This is a genomic window from Pedobacter nototheniae (assembly GCF_032678625.1).
Lineage (GTDB): Bacteria > Bacteroidota > Bacteroidia > Sphingobacteriales > Sphingobacteriaceae > Pedobacter > Pedobacter nototheniae_A.
The window spans coordinates 288,214-307,203 of record NZ_JAVTSO010000002.1 but is presented as its reverse complement, the minus strand read 5'-3'; the positions used below and the strand labels follow the sequence as shown (position 1 = coordinate 307,203).

General features: G+C 34.4%; 17 protein-coding genes. 5 read left to right on the top strand and 12 right to left on the bottom strand.

From position 1 onward, the window contains the following. Positions 1-184 precede the first annotated feature (184 nt). Genes R2Q77_RS07045 through R2Q77_RS07030 form a run of 4 tightly spaced genes read right to left on the bottom strand, consistent with a single transcriptional unit; the run spans position 185 to position 3,069 of the window. On the bottom strand, positions 185-919 hold the full coding sequence (locus R2Q77_RS07045; RefSeq protein WP_316803015.1) for a LytR/AlgR family response regulator transcription factor: 735 nt from the start codon (positions 917-919) through the stop codon (positions 185-187). Then, the gene (locus R2Q77_RS07040; protein WP_316803014.1) at positions 897-1,958 is read right to left on the bottom strand and encodes a sensor histidine kinase; all 1,062 of its coding nucleotides are present in this window, start codon (positions 1,956-1,958) and stop codon (positions 897-899) included. The genes R2Q77_RS07045 and R2Q77_RS07040 overlap by 23 nt, the downstream gene beginning before the upstream one ends. Positions 1,959-1,964: 6 nt before the next feature. Continuing rightward, positions 1,965-2,300 carry a DUF4288 domain-containing protein gene (locus R2Q77_RS07035; RefSeq protein WP_316803013.1) on the bottom strand — a complete coding sequence of 112 codons (336 nt, stop codon included), beginning with the start codon at positions 2,298-2,300 and terminating at the stop codon, positions 1,965-1,967. A gap of 10 nt (positions 2,301-2,310) precedes the next feature. Further along, positions 2,311-3,069: a LiaF transmembrane domain-containing protein gene (locus R2Q77_RS07030; protein WP_316803012.1), complete on the bottom strand. Its 759-nt coding sequence runs from the start codon at positions 3,067-3,069 to the stop codon at positions 2,311-2,313. A 129-nt stretch (positions 3,070-3,198) separates the two neighbouring features. On the opposite strand from R2Q77_RS07030, the gene R2Q77_RS07025 reads away from it, so the two are divergent. Continuing rightward, the gene (locus R2Q77_RS07025; RefSeq protein WP_316803011.1) at positions 3,199-4,071 is read left to right on the top strand and encodes a ChaN family lipoprotein; all 873 of its coding nucleotides are present in this window, start codon (positions 3,199-3,201) and stop codon (positions 4,069-4,071) included. 52 nt (positions 4,072-4,123) lie between these two features. Here R2Q77_RS07025 and mscL read toward each other — a convergent pair whose 3' ends face one another. Next, positions 4,124-4,513, bottom strand: a complete 390-nt coding sequence (gene mscL, locus R2Q77_RS07020; RefSeq protein WP_316803010.1) for a large-conductance mechanosensitive channel protein MscL — start codon at positions 4,511-4,513, stop codon at positions 4,124-4,126. A 160-nt stretch (positions 4,514-4,673) separates the two neighbouring features. Between mscL and rpoN the strand changes: the two genes are divergently transcribed. Beyond that, on the top strand, positions 4,674-6,146 hold the full coding sequence (rpoN, locus tag R2Q77_RS07015; protein WP_316803009.1) for an RNA polymerase factor sigma-54: 1,473 nt from the start codon (positions 4,674-4,676) through the stop codon (positions 6,144-6,146). A gap of 160 nt (positions 6,147-6,306) precedes the next feature. On the opposite strand, the gene R2Q77_RS07010 is transcribed toward rpoN, so the two are convergent. Together R2Q77_RS07010 and R2Q77_RS07005 are read right to left on the bottom strand one after the other, a co-directional pair. Then, positions 6,307-7,320: a type IX secretion system membrane protein PorP/SprF gene (locus tag R2Q77_RS07010; RefSeq protein WP_316803008.1), complete on the bottom strand. Its 1,014-nt coding sequence runs from the start codon at positions 7,318-7,320 to the stop codon at positions 6,307-6,309. A 2-nt stretch (positions 7,321-7,322) separates the two neighbouring features. Continuing rightward, on the bottom strand, positions 7,323-10,886 hold the full coding sequence (locus tag R2Q77_RS07005) for a PKD domain-containing protein (RefSeq protein ID WP_316803007.1): 3,564 nt from the start codon (positions 10,884-10,886) through the stop codon (positions 7,323-7,325). Between the two features lie 297 nt (positions 10,887-11,183). Between R2Q77_RS07005 and R2Q77_RS07000 the strand changes: the two genes are divergently transcribed. Beyond that, positions 11,184-11,576 (top strand): hypothetical protein, encoded by a 393-nt coding sequence (locus R2Q77_RS07000; RefSeq protein ID WP_316803006.1) that lies wholly within the window; start codon positions 11,184-11,186, stop codon positions 11,574-11,576. Positions 11,577-11,591: 15 nt separating this feature from the next. On the opposite strand, the gene R2Q77_RS06995 is transcribed toward R2Q77_RS07000, so the two are convergent. From R2Q77_RS06995 to R2Q77_RS06980, 4 genes are all read right to left on the bottom strand, one after another. Next, a complete protein-coding gene (locus R2Q77_RS06995) occupies positions 11,592-11,786 on the bottom strand; it encodes a hypothetical protein (protein WP_316803005.1) in 195 nt (64 codons plus the stop codon). Between the two features lie 45 nt (positions 11,787-11,831). Continuing rightward, a complete protein-coding gene (locus R2Q77_RS06990; RefSeq protein ID WP_316803004.1) occupies positions 11,832-11,972 on the bottom strand; it encodes a twin-arginine translocase TatA/TatE family subunit in 141 nt (46 codons plus the stop codon). Positions 11,973-12,043: 71 nt separating this feature from the next. Further along, entirely contained in the window at positions 12,044-12,898 is an 855-nt protein-coding gene (locus R2Q77_RS06985; protein WP_316803003.1) for an HD domain-containing protein, read from the bottom strand. A gap of 282 nt (positions 12,899-13,180) precedes the next feature. Continuing rightward, positions 13,181-13,543 (bottom strand): two-component system response regulator, encoded by a 363-nt coding sequence (locus R2Q77_RS06980; protein ID WP_316803002.1) that lies wholly within the window; start codon positions 13,541-13,543, stop codon positions 13,181-13,183. Positions 13,544-13,800: 257 nt separating this feature from the next. Between R2Q77_RS06980 and R2Q77_RS06975 the strand changes: the two genes are divergently transcribed. Further along, positions 13,801-14,406 carry a GIN domain-containing protein gene (locus R2Q77_RS06975; protein ID WP_316803001.1) on the top strand — a complete coding sequence of 202 codons (606 nt, stop codon included), beginning with the start codon at positions 13,801-13,803 and terminating at the stop codon, positions 14,404-14,406. 141 nt (positions 14,407-14,547) lie between these two features. Continuing rightward, complete coding sequence (locus R2Q77_RS06970) at positions 14,548-16,494, top strand: LTA synthase family protein (RefSeq protein ID WP_316803000.1); 1,947 nt, start codon at positions 14,548-14,550, stop codon at positions 16,492-16,494. 60 nt (positions 16,495-16,554) lie between these two features. Here the strand turns inward: R2Q77_RS06970 and R2Q77_RS06965 are convergent, their stop codons facing one another. Further along, a complete protein-coding gene (locus R2Q77_RS06965; protein ID WP_316802999.1) occupies positions 16,555-18,957 on the bottom strand; it encodes a GAF domain-containing protein in 2,403 nt (800 codons plus the stop codon). Between the last annotated feature and the right edge of the window lie 33 nt (positions 18,958-18,990).

The following is an 18,990-nucleotide window of genomic DNA, read 5'->3' as shown; positions in this document are numbered from 1 at the left end:
GTATATTATCTGTTGTAATTTTTAAAATTAAGAGGTGCAAATATAAAGTTATTCGTTTATAAATGCAAGTCTCTTTTGTTTTTATTTTTTATTGAAAGGCAAATGTAGTAATTATTATCGAACCTCCCAGCCTAACCTTAATCTATGTGAGTAAATTTTGATTTCAAAGGCATTTTAAGGCTGGCTACATGCCCAGTGCAGCTTTAAGTTTTACATATCCGGTTTTACTCACCGGTAACCAGATGTCTGATTTTAGCAACACCACGTAACTGTCTTTTTCCTTAAGCTCTATTTTAGTTACCTGCGCAAGGTTAATAATATAAGAACGGTGTATCCTTATAAACTGATCTGCATTGAGGGTTTGCTCAAAGAAAGACATTGTTTTATTTTTATAAAAAGCACCGTCAGCTGTACTTAATTTCACATAATCGTCGTCAGCCTCCAGGTAATTGATATCGGCAACGGGAATAATTTTAATTACGCCATCCTTTTTTACCACTACCCTGTTGTTTTGTGCTGGGCTTAAAGCGGCTGCATCTAAAACCGCTTCAGTATTTTCTGATTGATTTAATCTGGATGGCAGTTTTTGCATCGCCTGATCAAAACGATTTTTATCTATCGGTTTTAACAGATAATCGACGGCATTTACTTCAAAGGCTTTTATTGCAAACTCATCAAACGCTGTGGTAAAAATTACCGCGGGGTTACTTTCAACAAGTTCAAGCATTTCAAAACCACTGATTTTTGGCATTTGAATATCTAAAAAAATAAGATCAGGCTTATGTTGAGCAATTGCCTTTAAACCTTCAAAACCATCATTGCATTCGGCTATTATTTCTATTTCTTTATAATCAGAAAGATAATGTTTTACAATATCCCTGGCTAAAGGTTCATCATCAATTAGTATGGTTCTGATCATTATTTTGAGGAATTTTTAAAGTGGTAATATATAAATTATTTGCCTCTGTTTCGGTTTGCAGCAAATCAGGGTTAGCAAAAAGCAAATATAATCTTCTTTTTATCGCCGTCAAGCCAAAACCTGTTCCTCCGGCTGCTTTCATTTCAGGATCAAAAGGATTTTGTACCCTAACCTTTAAAATTTGTTGCTGAACGCTTACATCTACCCGGATGGTTATCCCGGCTGAGGTATTGTAAAGACCAAATTTTATGGCGTTTTCTACAATGGGCTGCAACAATGTCCCTGGCAAACGGAGTTTAAGTGTATCCTCGGCAACATTAACCTCTATATTTAAACGATGGCTAAAGCGCACTTTTTCAATATCCAGATAAAGCTGAATATATTCCATTTCTTCTTCTACTGATACCCATAACTCGTCATCCCGTTTTAAAGTTCCCCTTAAAAAAGAAGCTAATTTAGTAATCATAACACCTGCCTCTTTAGGGTTTACCATGGTTAAGGCAAAAACGGAGTTTAAACTGTTGAAAAGAAAATGTGGCTGTAGCTGGTGCCTTAACTTATTTAACTCGGCCTCTTTTGCAAGGTTTTGAGCAGCTAAAAGGCGCGATTGGGTTTCTGATTGTTCTTCCAGCCGGTACCATAAAATATTAGCTAAAGCGCACCATCCTAAACACATAAAAGAAATTAATCCCCTGAATGAGAAAGAGAAATTATAAAAATTAATATAGTTTTTATAATCTGCAAAAATGTAAAGCAGGGTATATTTTGCAGCAAAAAGAATTACAAATGTTAAGGCCAGGCTTACAATGAGGACATATAAAATCCGTTCGTTTTTAGGTTGGTAATAGCCCAGCATATTGCTGATGCTAATACAAGCTATTGCGAGCAAAAAGTTGCTTATAAAGCTATCTGTAAAGGAAATTAGCCAGGAAAAATTGATAAAATAATGTAAACCTACACCACACAGAACAATCCAGGCAATGGCAAATGATGTAGATATTTTTTTTATCTGCGGTACAGATAGCGGTCTCGTTGTCAAAGCGGTCTAGTTAGTTTCTGTTAATAATTTATTTCTATGCTTTATTTTTTTCAGGTAATCCTTAACCGATAGAGGCTCTAAAATTACCGAACTTATTTCCACGCCCTCTGCAGGTTCAACAATCTCTACTATGCCCGCCACACCTACAAATTCCCAGCTTACGTTTTCATTTAAGAAGTTTTTAAATGAACTGTTGTATTCTGTAGCCAATATTTTAGCTTTTTTAAAAGCATGTTGAAGATCAATTCCTTTAATTAACCTCACCTGCTCATTAAACTGGGGTGTATGTTTACCCGATCCACATATAACCTGATAAACATAATTTACGGCGAACCATTTCATGATTTGGGATTTAAAAGCTCTTTATTTCGATGCCTCCAAACATTGCTGTACCATCGAGCACTAATATTTTCTGAATTTCTCCATCCGGCATTATATGCGATCTTTTATCTTCAACACTTCCAAAAATTGCAGTTACATCTGATTTAATTGCCCAGTTTTGCGGTACGACTAATTTTATTCCCCCAAAAATTGCGGTTACATCCAGTCTAACTGTATCAATAAAATCTGCTTGTGTTAAATTAATATCTGCTCCTCCAAAAACGGCGGTGATATCCCCTCCTTTAAAGCTTTTGGAATAAACCGTTTGATGGCTTCCCCCAAAAACTGAAACCACATCTATCAGGTCGTTGTTGTTAATTGTTTCAGCTCCCTGAACAGTATCCATATCATTCGTAGAGGAATTAAAACGATCTCTAAACCGGCGTCTTGTTCTTATAGAATGCTTAGGCCTGAAAATTAAATAAGCCCCGAGAATTACAAATCCGATTCCCATGGCATATTTAGAAAAATCGAAATCTGCGCCTACTATATCATCTATGGTAAAATAACCTCCTATTAGGACCATAATTAACCAGCCCGTACCTCTAAAATTATGTCTTACTCCTACAAGAATACCGATAACCATTAAAAGAGTATGCCAGCTAAACACCCAATGAGGAATGTGCAGGCCTATATTATCAAGCAGGAAAGCAAGCCCTATAAAAATGATAATTACCCCGCTTATTGCCCTGCCAGAACGATTGCTATTGTTGCTATTTGAATTTTCCATTAGTGTAATTTTAATATTCAAATGTATTTATAAAGTATACATTAAACGATACACAGTCTGCAAGGCACAAACAAATAGCGGTAAAACACGTAATTTCATCGGTGAAAATTATTTTACTATTTTGACGGCATGAAATTTCTATTATTGATCATTACTTTTTTAATTCCTGCTGGAATTTATGCACAGGATATTAATACACAGTATAAAATATACGATGTAAAAAAACATCAAATTATTTCCGTCGATAACATCATAGCGGATATGGAAAAAGCAGATGTTTTATTTTTTGGTGAGGAGCATAACGATTCTATCGGACATTACCTGGAAGCCGAGTTATTAAAAAAATTGAATGAAAAATACCCTAAACATACAGCTTTGACCATGGAAATGTTTCATACAGATGTTCAGCCGATTTTAAATGAATATCTCACTGGGTCAATTTCAGAAAAAAACTTTATTAAAGAGAGCCGGGCCTGGGGCAATTACAAAGATTATAAACCATTAATTGAATATGCAAAGCAAAATAATTTAATGGTTGTAGGCGGAAATGTGGCAACAAGGTATAGCAATGCGGTAACGAAAGATGGCTTAGATGCATTAAAAAACTTCCCAAAAGCATCGATGCAATACTTACCTCCTTTGCCAATTGATACTGCTGTTGGAAGGTACAACGATAAATTTACCGAAACCTTAGGTGGGCACAATATGGGCACAATGAAAATTTATCAGACTCAAAATCTTTGGGATGCAACAATGGCCTGGTCTATTGCTAAATTTTTAAAAGAAAATAAAGGTTTTAAAGTACTGCAATTAAACGGACGTTTTCACAGTGATGAAAAGCTCGGCACTGCGGCCAAACTACAGAAATATACGCCAAAGTTACGCGTATTAAATATCTCTTCATTCTCTGATGCCGGATTTAATAATCCTGACTGGAATAAATTCTCAAGCTTAGGCGATTACATCATCATCACCAACCCGGATGTAAAAAGGAGTTATTAAAAAAGTAACTATAAAGAGGGGATGAAGTTCTTTATAGTTACTGTATAAAGAATTAGGCTTTTGCTTTAAGCAAATCTCTAATTTCAGCTAATAATACCTCTTCTTTTGTTGGAACTGGGGCAGCTGCAGGCGCTTCCACTTCTTTTTTCTTCATGTTATTAACAGTTCTAATAATAATGAATAAAACTAATGCAACAATAATAAATGAAATTACCTGCGATAAAAAGTTACCATACTTAATTGCAGTACCTGCAATGGTAAGTTTACTTAAATCTTCAAGTCCTGCGGCTTTAAGTGCAGGCCCTAATACAGCTGGAGTGATGATATCTTCAACAAGTGAGCTAACAATTTTTCCAAATGCAGCACCAATAATTACACCGACAGCTAAGTCGATAACATTGCCTTTTACAGCAAAATCCTTAAATTCTTTTACAAATCCCATAGTTTATTTTTTTATCATTTATTTACGAAAGTAACAAACATAAAATTGATTACAAATGTTTACAACATATTTTAAATAACCTTATCAAAAGCATTTAAATTAATTCTGGGGAATATCTGAGATCATTTGTTTATTTTTGCAAAATACTTTCGAATTAAATATGCTAAAGCAACATTTACAACAAAAATTATTACAGAAGTTATCACCTCAGCAAATACAATTTATTAAGTTGCTGCAAGTGCCAACCGTTGCTTTAGATACCCGCGTTAAAGAAGAGCTGGAAGAGAATCCGGCACTGGAAGATCCCAGTTTAATGACTCAGGATGAACCAAAAGGCGAATATGATGACTTAAACGATAGTCCTGATGATTATGAAAAATCTTCAGAAGACACAGGTATGGATGAGTTTAATGTAGATGATTATTTACAGGACGACAGCACCAACGATTACAGTACCAATTACAATAACGGCGACGACGATGAGGAGAAAAAAGAAACTCCGATTGCGATTGAAAGTACATTTTTTGAAAGTTTACAAGAACAATTAGATCTTATTCCTCTATCCGACCAGGATTTTATAGTGGGTAAACAAATTATTGGCAGTTTAGATGATGATGGTTATTTACGCCGTCCATTAAGTTCAATGATTGATGATTTGGCTTTTTCTCAAAATGTTATGGTTGAGGAAGAAGATGTATTGGAAATGCTCAGGTTGATTCAGAGTTTCGATCCTCCTGGTATTGGTGCAAGAGATTTAAAAGAGTGTTTGCTTATACAATTAAAAAGAAAGGATGTTCAAAATCCAATCATTGTTAAAGCCATTAATATTGTAGAAAACTATCTTGATGAGTTTACACGTAAACATTACGATAAGCTTGAAAAAAGCCTGGGATTGGATAGTGAAGAATTAAAAGAGGTTGTGAATGAAATTTTGCGTTTAAACCCTAAACCGGGCGACGCGAACCAGGTAACAACCAAGCAAATGCAAATTATTCCTGATTTCCACATCAGCAATAACGATGGTGTTTTAATTTTAACGTTAAACTCAAAAAACGCTCCTGAACTAAAAGTAAGCAGATCTTACCAGGAAATGTTTGAGCATTATGATAAAGCTTCATCAAAAGATAAAAAACTAAAGGAAGCGGTACAATTTGTTAAGCAGAAATTAGATTCGGCTAAATGGTTTATTGATGCAATTAAACAAAGGCAACAAACTTTGCTTAAAACCATGAACGCCATTATGCACTATCAGTACGAATATTTTTTAACGGCAGATGAGCGTAAAATGCGCCCGATGATTTTAAAAGATATTGCAGATAAAATTGATATGGACATTTCTACTGTATCGAGGGTTGCCAACTCAAAATATGTTCAGACAGAATTTGGCACATTTTTATTAAAATCTTTCTTTTCTGAAGCCATTCAAACCGAAAATGGTGAAGAAGTTTCCAATAAAGAGGTTAAAAAAATTCTTGAAGATTGCATAGGCAATGAAGATAAACGCAAACCACTTGCTGATGAGAAGTTAACCGAAATTTTAAAAGACAGGGGTTATAATATTGCCAGAAGAACTGTTGCCAAATACCGTGAGCAAATGAATATTCCGGTTGCCAGGTTAAGAAAAGAACTTTAATTAAAATCTGTTTTTCAGTAATTATAGGCTAATTGCAGGGATCTGGCAAAGGCCTTACATTTAATTTACTACAATAAGGTAAACCCATTTGCAGATTGATGGCTACGGCCTTATTTGGAGAACTTACAGGATTAAACTTTGCAATTACATAATAAACAACTTACCACATTTTAATACTTGATGGTACTTTATAAATATTATTCAGCAATAAGCCTAAAACAATTTCATGGCTTCCATTGCTTACCTGATTCAATTCGGAAGTGGTAAAATCATACGAATAGGTTAAGTTAACCAATTTGCCGATGTTAAATCCTGCCATAGCCGAAAAAGAATCATCTTTACGATAACTACCACCAAGCCATACCCTATCTTTAAAAGCAAATTTGACGTTCAAATCTACAGATACAGGTGCAGGTTGTGCATATTTAACCATAATGGATGGGATGGCTGCAATTTCGTCATCCACAAAAAATTTATACCCAACAGTACCAAAAAAGTGAGGCACTTCTTTTCCCTGGTTATATACATTATCACTTGTAAACCGTAATTTCTGTGGCAAAATCTGCTGAGCTGAAAGTCCTGCAAATATCCTTGCTCCATACAACCATAAACCAATGCTTAAATCAGGTTTTACCTGATTTACCAAAGCCCTGGAAAGTGCGGGATCATTTGGATTATCAAAAGTTAAAGCATTAACATCAAGCGATATACTTGAGATCCCTGCGGCAACTCCTGCCGAAAGGTTAAAATTATTACTCAATTGAATGTGGTAAGCATAGGTAACATTTGCATCAAATCTTGATAAAGGACCTGTTTTATCCAAAACTGCCGTAAGCCCCATTCCATGATGTGATGGAGAGGACATATAGTTTTGCATATAACTTCGGTCCATCGGATTTCCTGTTTGCTCAGGAAAAGAAGTTAACGCATTACTCCACAACTGATTATCGCCAAGCGCCCAATTTGCAGAGGCAAATGAGGTTTGTGGTGCATCATTTATTCCTGCCCACTGCTTCCGGTAACCCATTTTAAAATCTACATAATTCTCTATTCCCGATAATGCAGGATTAAGCAAATACTGATTAAAAATATACTGGGTATATTGAGGTTTCTGCTGGGCATAACCTGAAAACCAAACAATTAATATTGCGAATATGAATATATATTTTTTCAATTTTATCTAATTATGGTCAATGGTCCACTTATAGTTTTTCTTCCGTTCTTAGGATTTATCACGTAATAATAAACACCTACGGGAAGTGGTTCATTCTGGTAATTTCCATCAAAAGGTATTTTATAGCCATTGCTAAAAAAAACACGGTTTCCGTTTCTATTAAAAATTTCAACAGTAGCATTTGGATAACTGTCCAGATACTTGATTACCCAAACATCATTAACATTATCTCCATTTGGGCTAAAAGTATTTGGAGGGCTTAAAGCTTCCAATACCTTAACCAATACGGTACTTATTGCAGTACACCCTTCATTGCTTCTTACCTCCAGCTGATATTCTGTATCCTTTTCAGGAGAAGCGATTGGATTTAACACTGCATCATTGCTTAAACCTGCCGATGGTGTCCATTTATATGTTAAGTCAGAACCTTCTGCGATTGCGGGAATCTTAATTTCTCCTCCTGCTAAAACATAAAGTGTACTGCCGGCATCTGCTGTTGGAGATTTAAAAATCTGTACACTTTTGGTAACTGAAGAAACACATCCATTATCACCTGTATAAGTAAAGGTAATATTATGAGTACCTGTACCCGCAATTTTTGGATTATAATTTCCATCGGCCGACATTCCATCGCCATCACTGGTAAACACGCCCTGCCCCGGATAACCGGAAGTTTCACTTGCCTCTGTAATGACTACCATAGCCTGGTTATCGCATAAAGATCCAATATCAGAAAAAGACAATTGTGGTGCGGGCTTTAAGGTAATTTCCTGTGAAAACTCTTTTATACAAACATCATTATCGCCGGTATAGCCTACAACCCTAATTATATATTTTTTAGGCTCAACCCCACCAAACGAATCATAGCTTAAGTTGATATCATCTGTATTATTTGGATATAAAATTGTTTTGGTGATCTCATTCGCTTCTCCGCTTTTATAGTCTTTATAAATTTCAATTTTAACAACCTTACCAATTAATGCGGTAAAACCGTTTGTAATAACTACATCCGTATTGCTGCATAAATTATCCGGATTATGAACTGTAATTTTAGCCTCATCTATCCTGCCATTTACCACAAAAGAATTATCCACCTTTTTTGATTCACAACCATTGCTATTCGTTACCGTTAAAGTAACCGTGTAAGAACCCGGATTTATATATTGGTGTTTCCCATCCTTTTCTGCAGAAGTATTGCTTGATGCTGTATTTGTTGGATCTCCGAAATCCCATTTATAAGTGAAATTTCCATCTCCGTCAGTTGCATCCGTAGACGTATTAATAAAAGTTGCCATACCATCCGAAGAGCAAACATCAGGTAAATTAAAACTGGCCTGAGGTAAAGCAAATACAGTAACTAATTTTGGGGCAGATACATTTATACATCCATTTTCAGAAGTCGTTGTTAAAGTAATATTCTTTTCACCCAAAGTAGTAAACACATAAGTAAAAGGCATGCCATCTGTTTTATCGATTGGTGTAGAACCATCTCCAAAATCCCAATGCCATTTTACAATTTTATTTGGCGCCTTAGCATTACTGATGGTTGATCCATCCGTAATTAAATATGCTGTATTGATACAAGCTTTCGGCAAGCTTTCAAAATGAGAAACCGGTAAAGGATTAATGGTAATTTCTTGCGAGAAAACTTCAGAAGAACAACTCGTTCCCGATTTTACGGTTAAGCTTACGGTATACTTCCCTTCATGCGCATAAGTATGCTTCGGATTCTGTTCTGTTGAAGCAGTTGTGCCGTCGCCAAAATTCCATAACCATTCTGTAACGGAGAAATCAGGGACATTAGAAATGCTTTTATCGATAAAAGCAATTTCTGAGTTTTCGCAAGTTGCGGCAACTGGTTCAAAATTTGCCTTTGGCGGATCATAAACATTAAAAGGATAAGTGATGGTATAATCACCACTTTGACAGGTAGAAGCATTAGGCAATAAATGAGCCGTTATAGTTAGGTTGTGCAAACCTGCAGTGGGAAAGTTTAAAGTATTAGGATAAGTGTATACATAAGTTATTTGACCATTAACCGTTTTAACCTCATGTGCAGGAGAAGGTCCCGATTCTATAGGCGTTCCCCCATCTAAAACCCAGGTTACATGATCCGGTTCGTATGGCAAACTTACTTTAAAACTGGTAGTCTCATTTACACAACCATTAACGCTTTCCTCTTGGCTGGCTTCCTTTATAAGTGTAAGGTAATTATTTGAAGCCAGATTGGTACCGGCAGAATACGCGTAAGACTCTGCATTACCAAAGCCATAAGCCGTTGCATTAAAACCATCGTCGGCTGTTAAAGTCAGGCTTTTAAAGGTTGAACCACCACTTGTACCCTGAACAGGAATTTGATTGTAAGAATATAACGGGTTACTCGTCATCACCACCCAAGGGCTTGTTGGTGCAACACCATCAACCTTAAAAGTTGATGTTTTATTGGTAGCCATTAAAACATTAATGTAACGTTCAGTAATATTCTGCAATGTTGAAGAAAATACAGTAACTGATTTTATATTAAATTCGATGGGATTTAATATAACCATATCAGGATCGCCCACCAAGGCGCTACCAATAGCAGATGTACATTTTTGGCTCATTGCAAATTGTGCAACGCAAATCAATTTATCGGCAGTTACAAAAGTTGGTGCAGAAAGTGTTGCACTTTCTATATACTGCCCTTTGTTAACCACAAACGATTCTCCGTTAAATTTCACCGTAGTATTATCTTCCTGAGCAATAATTCTTAAAATGTAAGTCCTGTCTTTAAACGGAACCACCCCGTAATTTTTACCCCAACTTACCGTTGGGTAAAGTTGTTGATATAAGGGATCAAAAGATGATGATGATCCTGGCGATCCGCAATTTTCCAGACGAATCATGGAATTACCAGAAAAAGCAGCAAATTTTTTACAGGAGGAAGTTGCTGGATCAGTATTTACAGATATTCCTGTAAAATCTGTTTGCCCGGCCATATATTCGTAAACATCACCTGCCTTGTTAAAATGAATAGATTTTGGATTACCATTGCTTTCGTGTATGATCAGATCCATATTATCATCAGCAGCCACAAGTACTAAGAAATTATTCCCATACGAACTCCCAAAATCAACCTGGGTATAATTCATAGAATAGTATGTTTGCCCTAATGTTTCGTAAGGCAGAATTAGAGAAGCTGCAGATCGAGCATTGCCATAGATATGCGCATAGGCCGAAACTTTAGGTTTTCCATTTGGCACTTTTATACGTATCCCTCTATTTACCAGCGGTGTAGAGCTATTTGCTTCACCAAAGGCAATATAAGCGTTAGCACGGGGCACATTAAACTGTACAGCCGTATTTGCAGGAATTAACTTAGTATCGGTATAAGTTCCACAGGAAACGGTCGCTTCAGAACTTGTTTTAGAAGTAACAAAAATAGCAATTTCAGCATTGGTTCCACTTGGAACATGCGTAGGAAATACTGCCCAAAAGTCAGTTCCTTCATTTGAAATATTTTGACTAAAAACGCGGGCAGAGAGCAAAAAAACAATACCTAAAACTAATAATACAATTTTATTCATCGACCATTAGCTTATAAAAAAACAACTCATTATTCAGATTATTACAAATGCAATATACTATTAAACACAAGTAACAAAAACACCTTCAAATAAAATTTAACATAATTTATGCAGGAAAACAGGATTTTGTGTAAAAAACCAGCAGGTTGGTGTAAAAAAAGCGTTAATTATTTTTAATATTCTTAATTTATTATTGTTTCTAAAAATAAGGTTTTTATGTACGTCGGCATATAAATCAAATCCTCTCATTTTCGCGAAAACAAAATCATTGGTTTATAAATTCAAATTCTATATTCTATGAATGCGTATAAATGTTTGCTCAATAAGATATATCCAGCCAGAGTTGGAGAACAGCCTGATTTATTAATTTACTTTAATGCTGAAAAGGCACTTTTTAATCTTCAAAATTCGGATTTGAACCATGAAGTATTGAATTTGGAGTTTAGAAATGCATTCTATTTCTTAAGAAAACATCTTTACAATTGTGTAAATGATGCTTATAGAGTATTAGCGTGTCAAATGGATGATTTTGATAAGCAACAATTTGCTTATCACATTGAAAAACTTAGCAATTCGTTTTACGACATTAACGAACTTGAGAATATTATAAGCTCCATAAACACCATTATATCAGCTTACGAATTAACCTTAAATGAACAACATTATTTAATTCTTAGCAAATCAGCTTAGCTGTTACTGTTCAAATTATTGATCTGGTGATTTACCTTGATTGAATTTTTCAGAAAAATCTTTTGCTTTTTCATCAGCAAGCACATCGCTATGGTTTTCCGGTTCTAAGTTTTCATCCAAACGGTCATTCCAGCGATCGAGATCAGTATCTCCTTTTTTATTTTTAGCAAAACCAGTATTTGGCCTTGCCTTATCTTTTTTACTTTCCATCTTAAATTAAACAGAAAAATTTAAAGAAGGTTTTAAAACCCTAAACTAACTAACAGGAGGTTCGTCTTTAGCATTTTTAAATTCTTTAACGCTCTTCCCTATTCCACGCATTACTTCAGGCAACTTTTTACCGCCAAATATTAAGAGAATAACTACTCCTATTAAAATAATTTCTATTGCAGACATTTTTTGTTTTTTCAACAATGTACGCTAAAAAAGCGAATTGCGTTTTCGTTTTTGCTAAAAAAACCAATTATTTAAGCTAAAAGTGCCTTTAAACTTCTTGCTTTTACTTTAGGTACAGCGCCATGCCGCATAAATTCGGCAAATCCTTTGAGTTGCTTAATTGATTTTACAGCTTCATAGCCCTCGTAATTACTCCTGATTTTATTTAATAAAAGAGTATCCGTTTTAAACAGATCATCTTTAACCAATAATCCTTTATTTAAAAATTCCTTAATTAATTCTGCCATTTTTCCATTTGCATATAAATGTAAGGGCAGTTTAAATACTTCTTTATTTAATCTTTCAAAGGTTTTATTAATCCAAAGTGCTTCTTTTTCAATGGTAACAGCTATTTTTCCATCCTTTAAAATAATGCCATTCAAAAATTCCTTAGCCCGCTGCCTACTTATAATTCCCCCGTAAATCCCATCCCGAAGAGTGTAATCTAAACGATCAGCACAGAGTGAAGGTAAATCTTGTTCTAAAATGTTAAATTCGCCATTGATAATCTGATCTGAATGATAACCATGTTTCATTAAAACAGCGGGAATATCAGAATTTTCGATAACCTCATTAAAGATTGTTTCATGATAATCTTCATTGGTATTTTCGAAAACATAATCACCAACATGAGAAAAAGCAGTATGTGATACATCATGCAATAAACCAGCAATTTGTTCTAAATCCGATCCTCCAAGTATTTTAATGAGCATCATCACACCTGTAGCATGCTCCAAACGCGAGTGGCAAATATCTGGGTTTACTAAAAAAATGGCTCCACTTTGATGTACACCAGCTAAACGTTTTAATACATCTGTTTCTAACAAATCTGCAATTACCTGTGGAAATTCCATTTTGCCATATAAAAAATCGTTTACCTTTATCATAACACCATGCTTTAATTAAGCACGAAATTACTAAAATAATTAGTAATTTCGTGCTTAATTAATACTAAAAAAGCTAAAATACTTAGATAGAGTGCATTGATTTATTAACATATTATATATGAAAAAGCAATTTAGTTCGGATTTACATTTAAAAAACCGAAGGCTTAATTAGAAAGCTTTCAAGATACTAAAAGCTGAAGGAGCCGCAGCCCTAAAATATAAGAGAATAGCTTACGTATAAAATCTACAGCTTTTATTTTACAGCATTGTGCATTTTAAGATTTACGCTTCAGCGTTACGCTTAACCACGTCTACCATATGATCGATATCAAATGGCTTTTCAATGAAGTCGTCCGCATTACATTCTTTTGCCTGTTGGGGCAGTTTATCAGAAGTTGAAGTTAAAACGACAGATAAATCTTCTGTTTCAGGATTTTCTTTAAGTTCTTTTACAACTTTAGAACCTTTAACATTTCCCTTGATATGATCATCGATTACAATTACATCAGGATCAATCTTATCAAGATTTTTAATCGGTTCTGTTGTTAAAGATGAAGTTACATCAAATCCCTCATCTTCTAACACCTGATCCATAATCTCTAAGATATCTTCATTATCCTGAACAAGAACAACCTTTTTTTTCATGAAATAAGTTCATTTTAAATTTCTGCATAAAGATAAGAAAAAGAATAATTGTACCATAAATCCAAAATTATTTTACAATTCATTTAACTTTCTAAATTTTTCGTCTGTTAATTACGCCCGTTCGTCGATTAGATTATAGGGATAGTATAAAAGTACGGCTTGTGTTGCAACGTTTTGAGGGAAGTTGCGTCTTATCTACAAAAGCATTACAAAAAACTTAAATTATTAAATTACAGTTAATTATAAATTAAAATATTATGAAAACCTCATTCAAAACCCTAATCGCATCATCATTAACAGCTATCGTTTTATCAACAGCGTTAATTACTACAAATGTTTCTGCAATGGATACAAAACCTGCAAAAATTTCGTCCCCTGCTAATGTAAAAAGAGTTTATGTTAAAGGAAATGTAGAAGTTTTATTGGTACAAAGATCTACCAGCGGTGTAAATTATGCAGATGACAATACAGGAAAAGCTAAAGTATTGCAGGAAGGAGATATCCTTAGAATTAACTCCGAAGGAAAAGGCCTTGTTAAACTTGTGGTTTATGTAGACAATATTTACAGAATTGAGGCCACTGATAATGCCTTTGTAAAAACAGAAGGTAAGTTAAAAACACAATTCCTTCAAATTATATTAAATGGCAACGCCCATGCAGAAATAAATACCAGTACTGAAAGTTTATACACTTTAATTAAAGGCAAATCAGATTTAAAATTAAGTGGTTCTACCGATAATCACACCTTGATTATGGATAAAACACCTACCATTTCAATGGAACAGTTTGCTGCACTAAAAACAAATGTTAGTCCTGCTGAAACCATCACTATAATTGATAAAGAAATTGCTTCAAATAAATAAAACACACAAATAAACATCAAAAGCGGTCAGCATTTACTGACCGCTTTTTTTATGCAAAAAAATCAGAATTCCCGGATTAATACTAAACTTCAGTTTTTCTTCAGAATATCTAATTATCTTGCGTAAATTTCTTACGCAAAAATGACCAAATTATTTAAAGGCAGATATTCCATTCTTTGGGGATATTTAGCTTATTTTCTTTTATTCTCTTTTATTATCCGAAGTATTTTATTTATTGCTGCCTGCCAGCATGCTGACTTTAAAATATTGGAAATTGTTAAGTTTTACTTTACAGGATTATTTTTTGATCTCGGAACAGGCTTGCTTTTAGTTTCCTTTTATGCACTTTATCTATTATTGGTTCCAAACCGGCTTTATCATAAAAAATGGAATAAAGTGTTTACCTACATTCTATTTTTTATATTCCTGTTAATTACATTATTTTCTTTCTTTGCCGAATTAACCTTTTGGCAGGAATTTGAAAGTCGTTTTAATTTTATAGCTGTAGATTATTTAATTTATACTTACGAAGTAATCCACAATATAAACGAATCTTATCCATTGCCCTTATTAATTTCGGGTATCTTATTATTAGCTGTTGGCGTTACCTTTGTTTTTTACAAATTCAAATTATTTAGCAACAGCTTTAAGAGCCAAATTGCATTTAAAAGTCGCATTGTCATCTCTTCATTAATTATTATCCCTGCAATACTTTTTGCCGTAATTGTTAAAAATAGCTGGGCAGAAAGCGGTAATAACCGGTATACCAATGAATTGAGTAAAGCTGGGATTTATTCATTTTTTGCTGCTTTTAAAAATAACGAGCTTAACTATTTAGACTTTTACAGTTTAATTGACAGCACAAAAGCTTACGATTTAGTTAAAAAAGAACTTGACGAAAACGGAAGTACTTTCGAAAACGGTAACACGATTAAAAGAACCATTCAATCTACAGGCAAGCCTTATAAGCCAAACGTAATTATGATTACGGTTGAAAGTTTAAGTGCCGATTTTTTAGCACATTTTGGTAATACACAACACATTACGCCCAGGCTGGATTCGTTTGCAAATAACAGTGTATTTTTCAGCAATATGTACGCCACAGGAACCCGTACAGTTAGGGGAATGGAAGCCCTAACCTTAGCCATCCCCCCAACACCAGGCAATAGTATTGTACGAAGAACAGATAATGAGAACCTGTTTACGGTTGGTCATGTATTTAAGCAAAACGGATATACCAATACATTCTTTTATGGTGGTGATGGTTATTTTGATAACATGAACCATTTTTTTGGAAACAATGGATATGATATTGTAGATCGCGGACGCAAATTGCTTAACGAAACTTATGGAGGAAAAAGAACGGTTATTCAGGATAATGAAGTAACTTTTGAAAATGCCTGGGGAATTTGCGATGAAGACATTTTTAATGTTGTAATTAAGGATGCGGATGAAAAATACAAACAGCATAAACTGTTTAATAATTTCATTATGACTACTTCTAACCACCGGCCCTTTACCTTTCCTGCCAATAAAATTGATTTACCTGCAGGAAGCAGAGAAGCTGCAGTAAAATACACTGATTATGCCATTGGAAGTTTTATTGATCAGATTAAAAACAAGCCATGGTTTAGCAATACCGTCATTATTATTGTTGCTGATCATTGTGCCAGCAGCGCTGGGAAAAATGAAATTGATATTTCTAAATACCAAATTCCTTGCATGATATTAAACCTGAAGGATGTTGCTAAAACAAATATCAGTAAAATGACTTCTCAGGTCGATCTTTTCCCAACTTTATGGAGTTTATTGGGCTGGAATTATACCAGTGAGTTTTTTGGGAAAAACGTACTTGACAACAAATATGAACCGAGGGTGTTTTTAGGAACTTATCAAAAACTGGTTTATATGAGGGGCGATAGCCTGGTTATTTTAAGTCCGCAGCATAAAGTAGACACCTACCTTTACAATAAAGCTAAAAATGAACAGAAGCCGGCTAAATTTCCAAAAAACATTACAGATCAGGGAATTGCAAGTTACCAGGCTGCTTATGATATGTTTAAGAGTGGAAAATTAAAGGTTAAGTAATCTATATATTTTTTTCTGCAGAAAACAAAAAAGTTCCCGCTTAAACCGGGAACTTTTTTGTTAAACAGAGGCTTGTAAAATTTCCTCTGCTTTGATTGAAACTTCTTTTGTTTTAACCTTATTTTTTTTCTCTTCTAAATACTTCACACCAACCCTCAAAGCTTTCAATCCGGAAACGCCCTGCAATTCATCTAAATCGAGGTGCTCCAAATCATCACTTAAAAAGCCCTGATCCTGCATGTACTCAATGTATTCTGTATATTCTTTTGCCTCTTCTGCATTAAAATACACCATAGCAATTTTATGCGGCTGTGTTAAACGCTCTGTTGTACCTTTAATCAGCACCTTATCTATTCTTTTTTTCACAACTTCATAACGGATGTTGTAAGCGCCTTCTACATCAAACCTGCGTTCATCATTCCTAAAACTAATATCAATTGCGTTGGAATGAATAAAAATCAACTGTGTGGTTTGTAATGGCCTTGGCATTTCTCCTATTAGGCTATTAGAAAGACGGGCGATTTCTACCATCGAGGTTAACTGCCATAAACGAATATTTTTGAGGTACAATAAATCAAAAGGTTTATCAGGGGCAATCTCTTGTCCGATGTAAATATCGTACTCTACACCATCTGTTCTGAATTTTGCAAAATAACAAGGATATGAAGTTTGCAGGTTCTGTTGTGCTCTTTCTAAATACTGGCTAACCTCTGTATTGATTAACTGCATAGAATTTTCAAGCTTTCTCCTGTTTTCAAATGCCGCCCCGGCCTCAGCGCTAATGTCTTCAAAATACTGGTCTACAGTTTCAGCAGTATTTGGATAATTTGTTTTCATGATCGACAGAAATGGATACACTTCGCTTTCTAAAAACTCATTTAACAACATTTCTTCATTAGATGAAGCAAAATTACTGATGCGTTTAATCCAGTCTTTACAATTGAAAAGCAGCTTATCTGTAAGTTCTAAATAAACAAATTTCCTAAGTTCTTTCAGTGTACGGATTAAGCTGCCCAACTGTACATCCATATCATCTTTTAAGGCCTTGTTTCTTTCTATTGTAGAATTACGAATATCAATTGCACCAAAAAGCGGGTACATGTGTTTAAACGTTACCGTTTCTATTTCTTTTAACTTATGGTAGCTTTCTTTTTGTTGTAAAAACTGCCAAACAGCCTCATTAAATTTCCATTGTACGGAGGGTTGCAGGGCCGTAAATTTATCCATAAGTACTTCATCCATTTTTGAATCGAACTCTTCAATACTGTATTGAAACAGCTGACCAATTAATGGAATTGCCGGACGTAAGCGAGATAATAGTTTATCATCAACCACAACCTCTTTTTTAGAATAAATTTCCAGTACACCTGCAAGTTGTGTATTGTAGTAAACTGGTAAAATAGACCAGGAATTTACGCCTGCTTCTTTTAAAACCCTCAAAAAAGGATCTTTTTTAATCTGGTCGTCATTTATTGAGGTTACAAAAATTGATCTTGGATTTTCTTTGTACTTATCAACCAGCGAGTAAAAAATTTCTTCCTCCAAATTAGATGCTTTAGCTGAGTTAATCAGCATACTTTGCGAGAAATCCTTGTTGTTAAAAACAAGTTTATTGTTGACCGTTAAAAATGGCATTAAACCAAATTCGAGCTGACCATTACCGCCAAGTGTTTTTAAAGCATGAATTACGTGGCTGTAAGCTTCTTTTTGATAATTGTGATTAACCAACGCATCACGTATGCCATCAATGGCATGCTGCAAGGTAACATCAGTTATGGAGATTACGGTAAAACCTTCAAAACTTACATTTTTTAAAGGAAGTTTTTTAATCAGATATTCGAGTTCAGTACCTTCCTGGAAGTTTTGCGAAAGATCTTCAAAATTAAGCTCAGGTAAATCACCTTTGTAAAAAATATCTACAAACTGTACATCCGTTTGAATATTATAGTACTGTGTTAAACCTGTATCGGCATTAACATGGGCATAAATAATTTCATTTTTAAGTACCGAATTAAAGTTATAAAAACGATCCAGGATTAAATTGTAGATGAATTTCATCTGCTTTTTTTCTACTGGTTCATCGTCTTTTTTAACTTTATTATTTGGATCGTGGTCTTTAAAGAAATTATAAAAGGCATTGGTACTAAAAAATATTTCATCGGGCACTGGTGTGCTTAATGCCCAGAACATGTCGTTCTCGTTCGCCATTAATGGCGTAAGTATTGTAAAAATTAATTCAAGTGTATCTTTATGTTTTGATAGTTGCTGTGCATTGATGTTACCCATCAGCGCGTCTTCTTTCTCAATTTTTTCTAATAAAAACCTATAAAATTCTGATTTTACAGATTTCTCAGTAACTAACCTGCCTTTTAAATAAGCCACAAGGGGGCCAAATGACAAGCTTGATTTTACCTGGCAACCAATACATTCATTTTTATGTATTTTAATTACATTGGTATTCATTGTATATGTTAGTTATATGTTTTTCTTAATTAG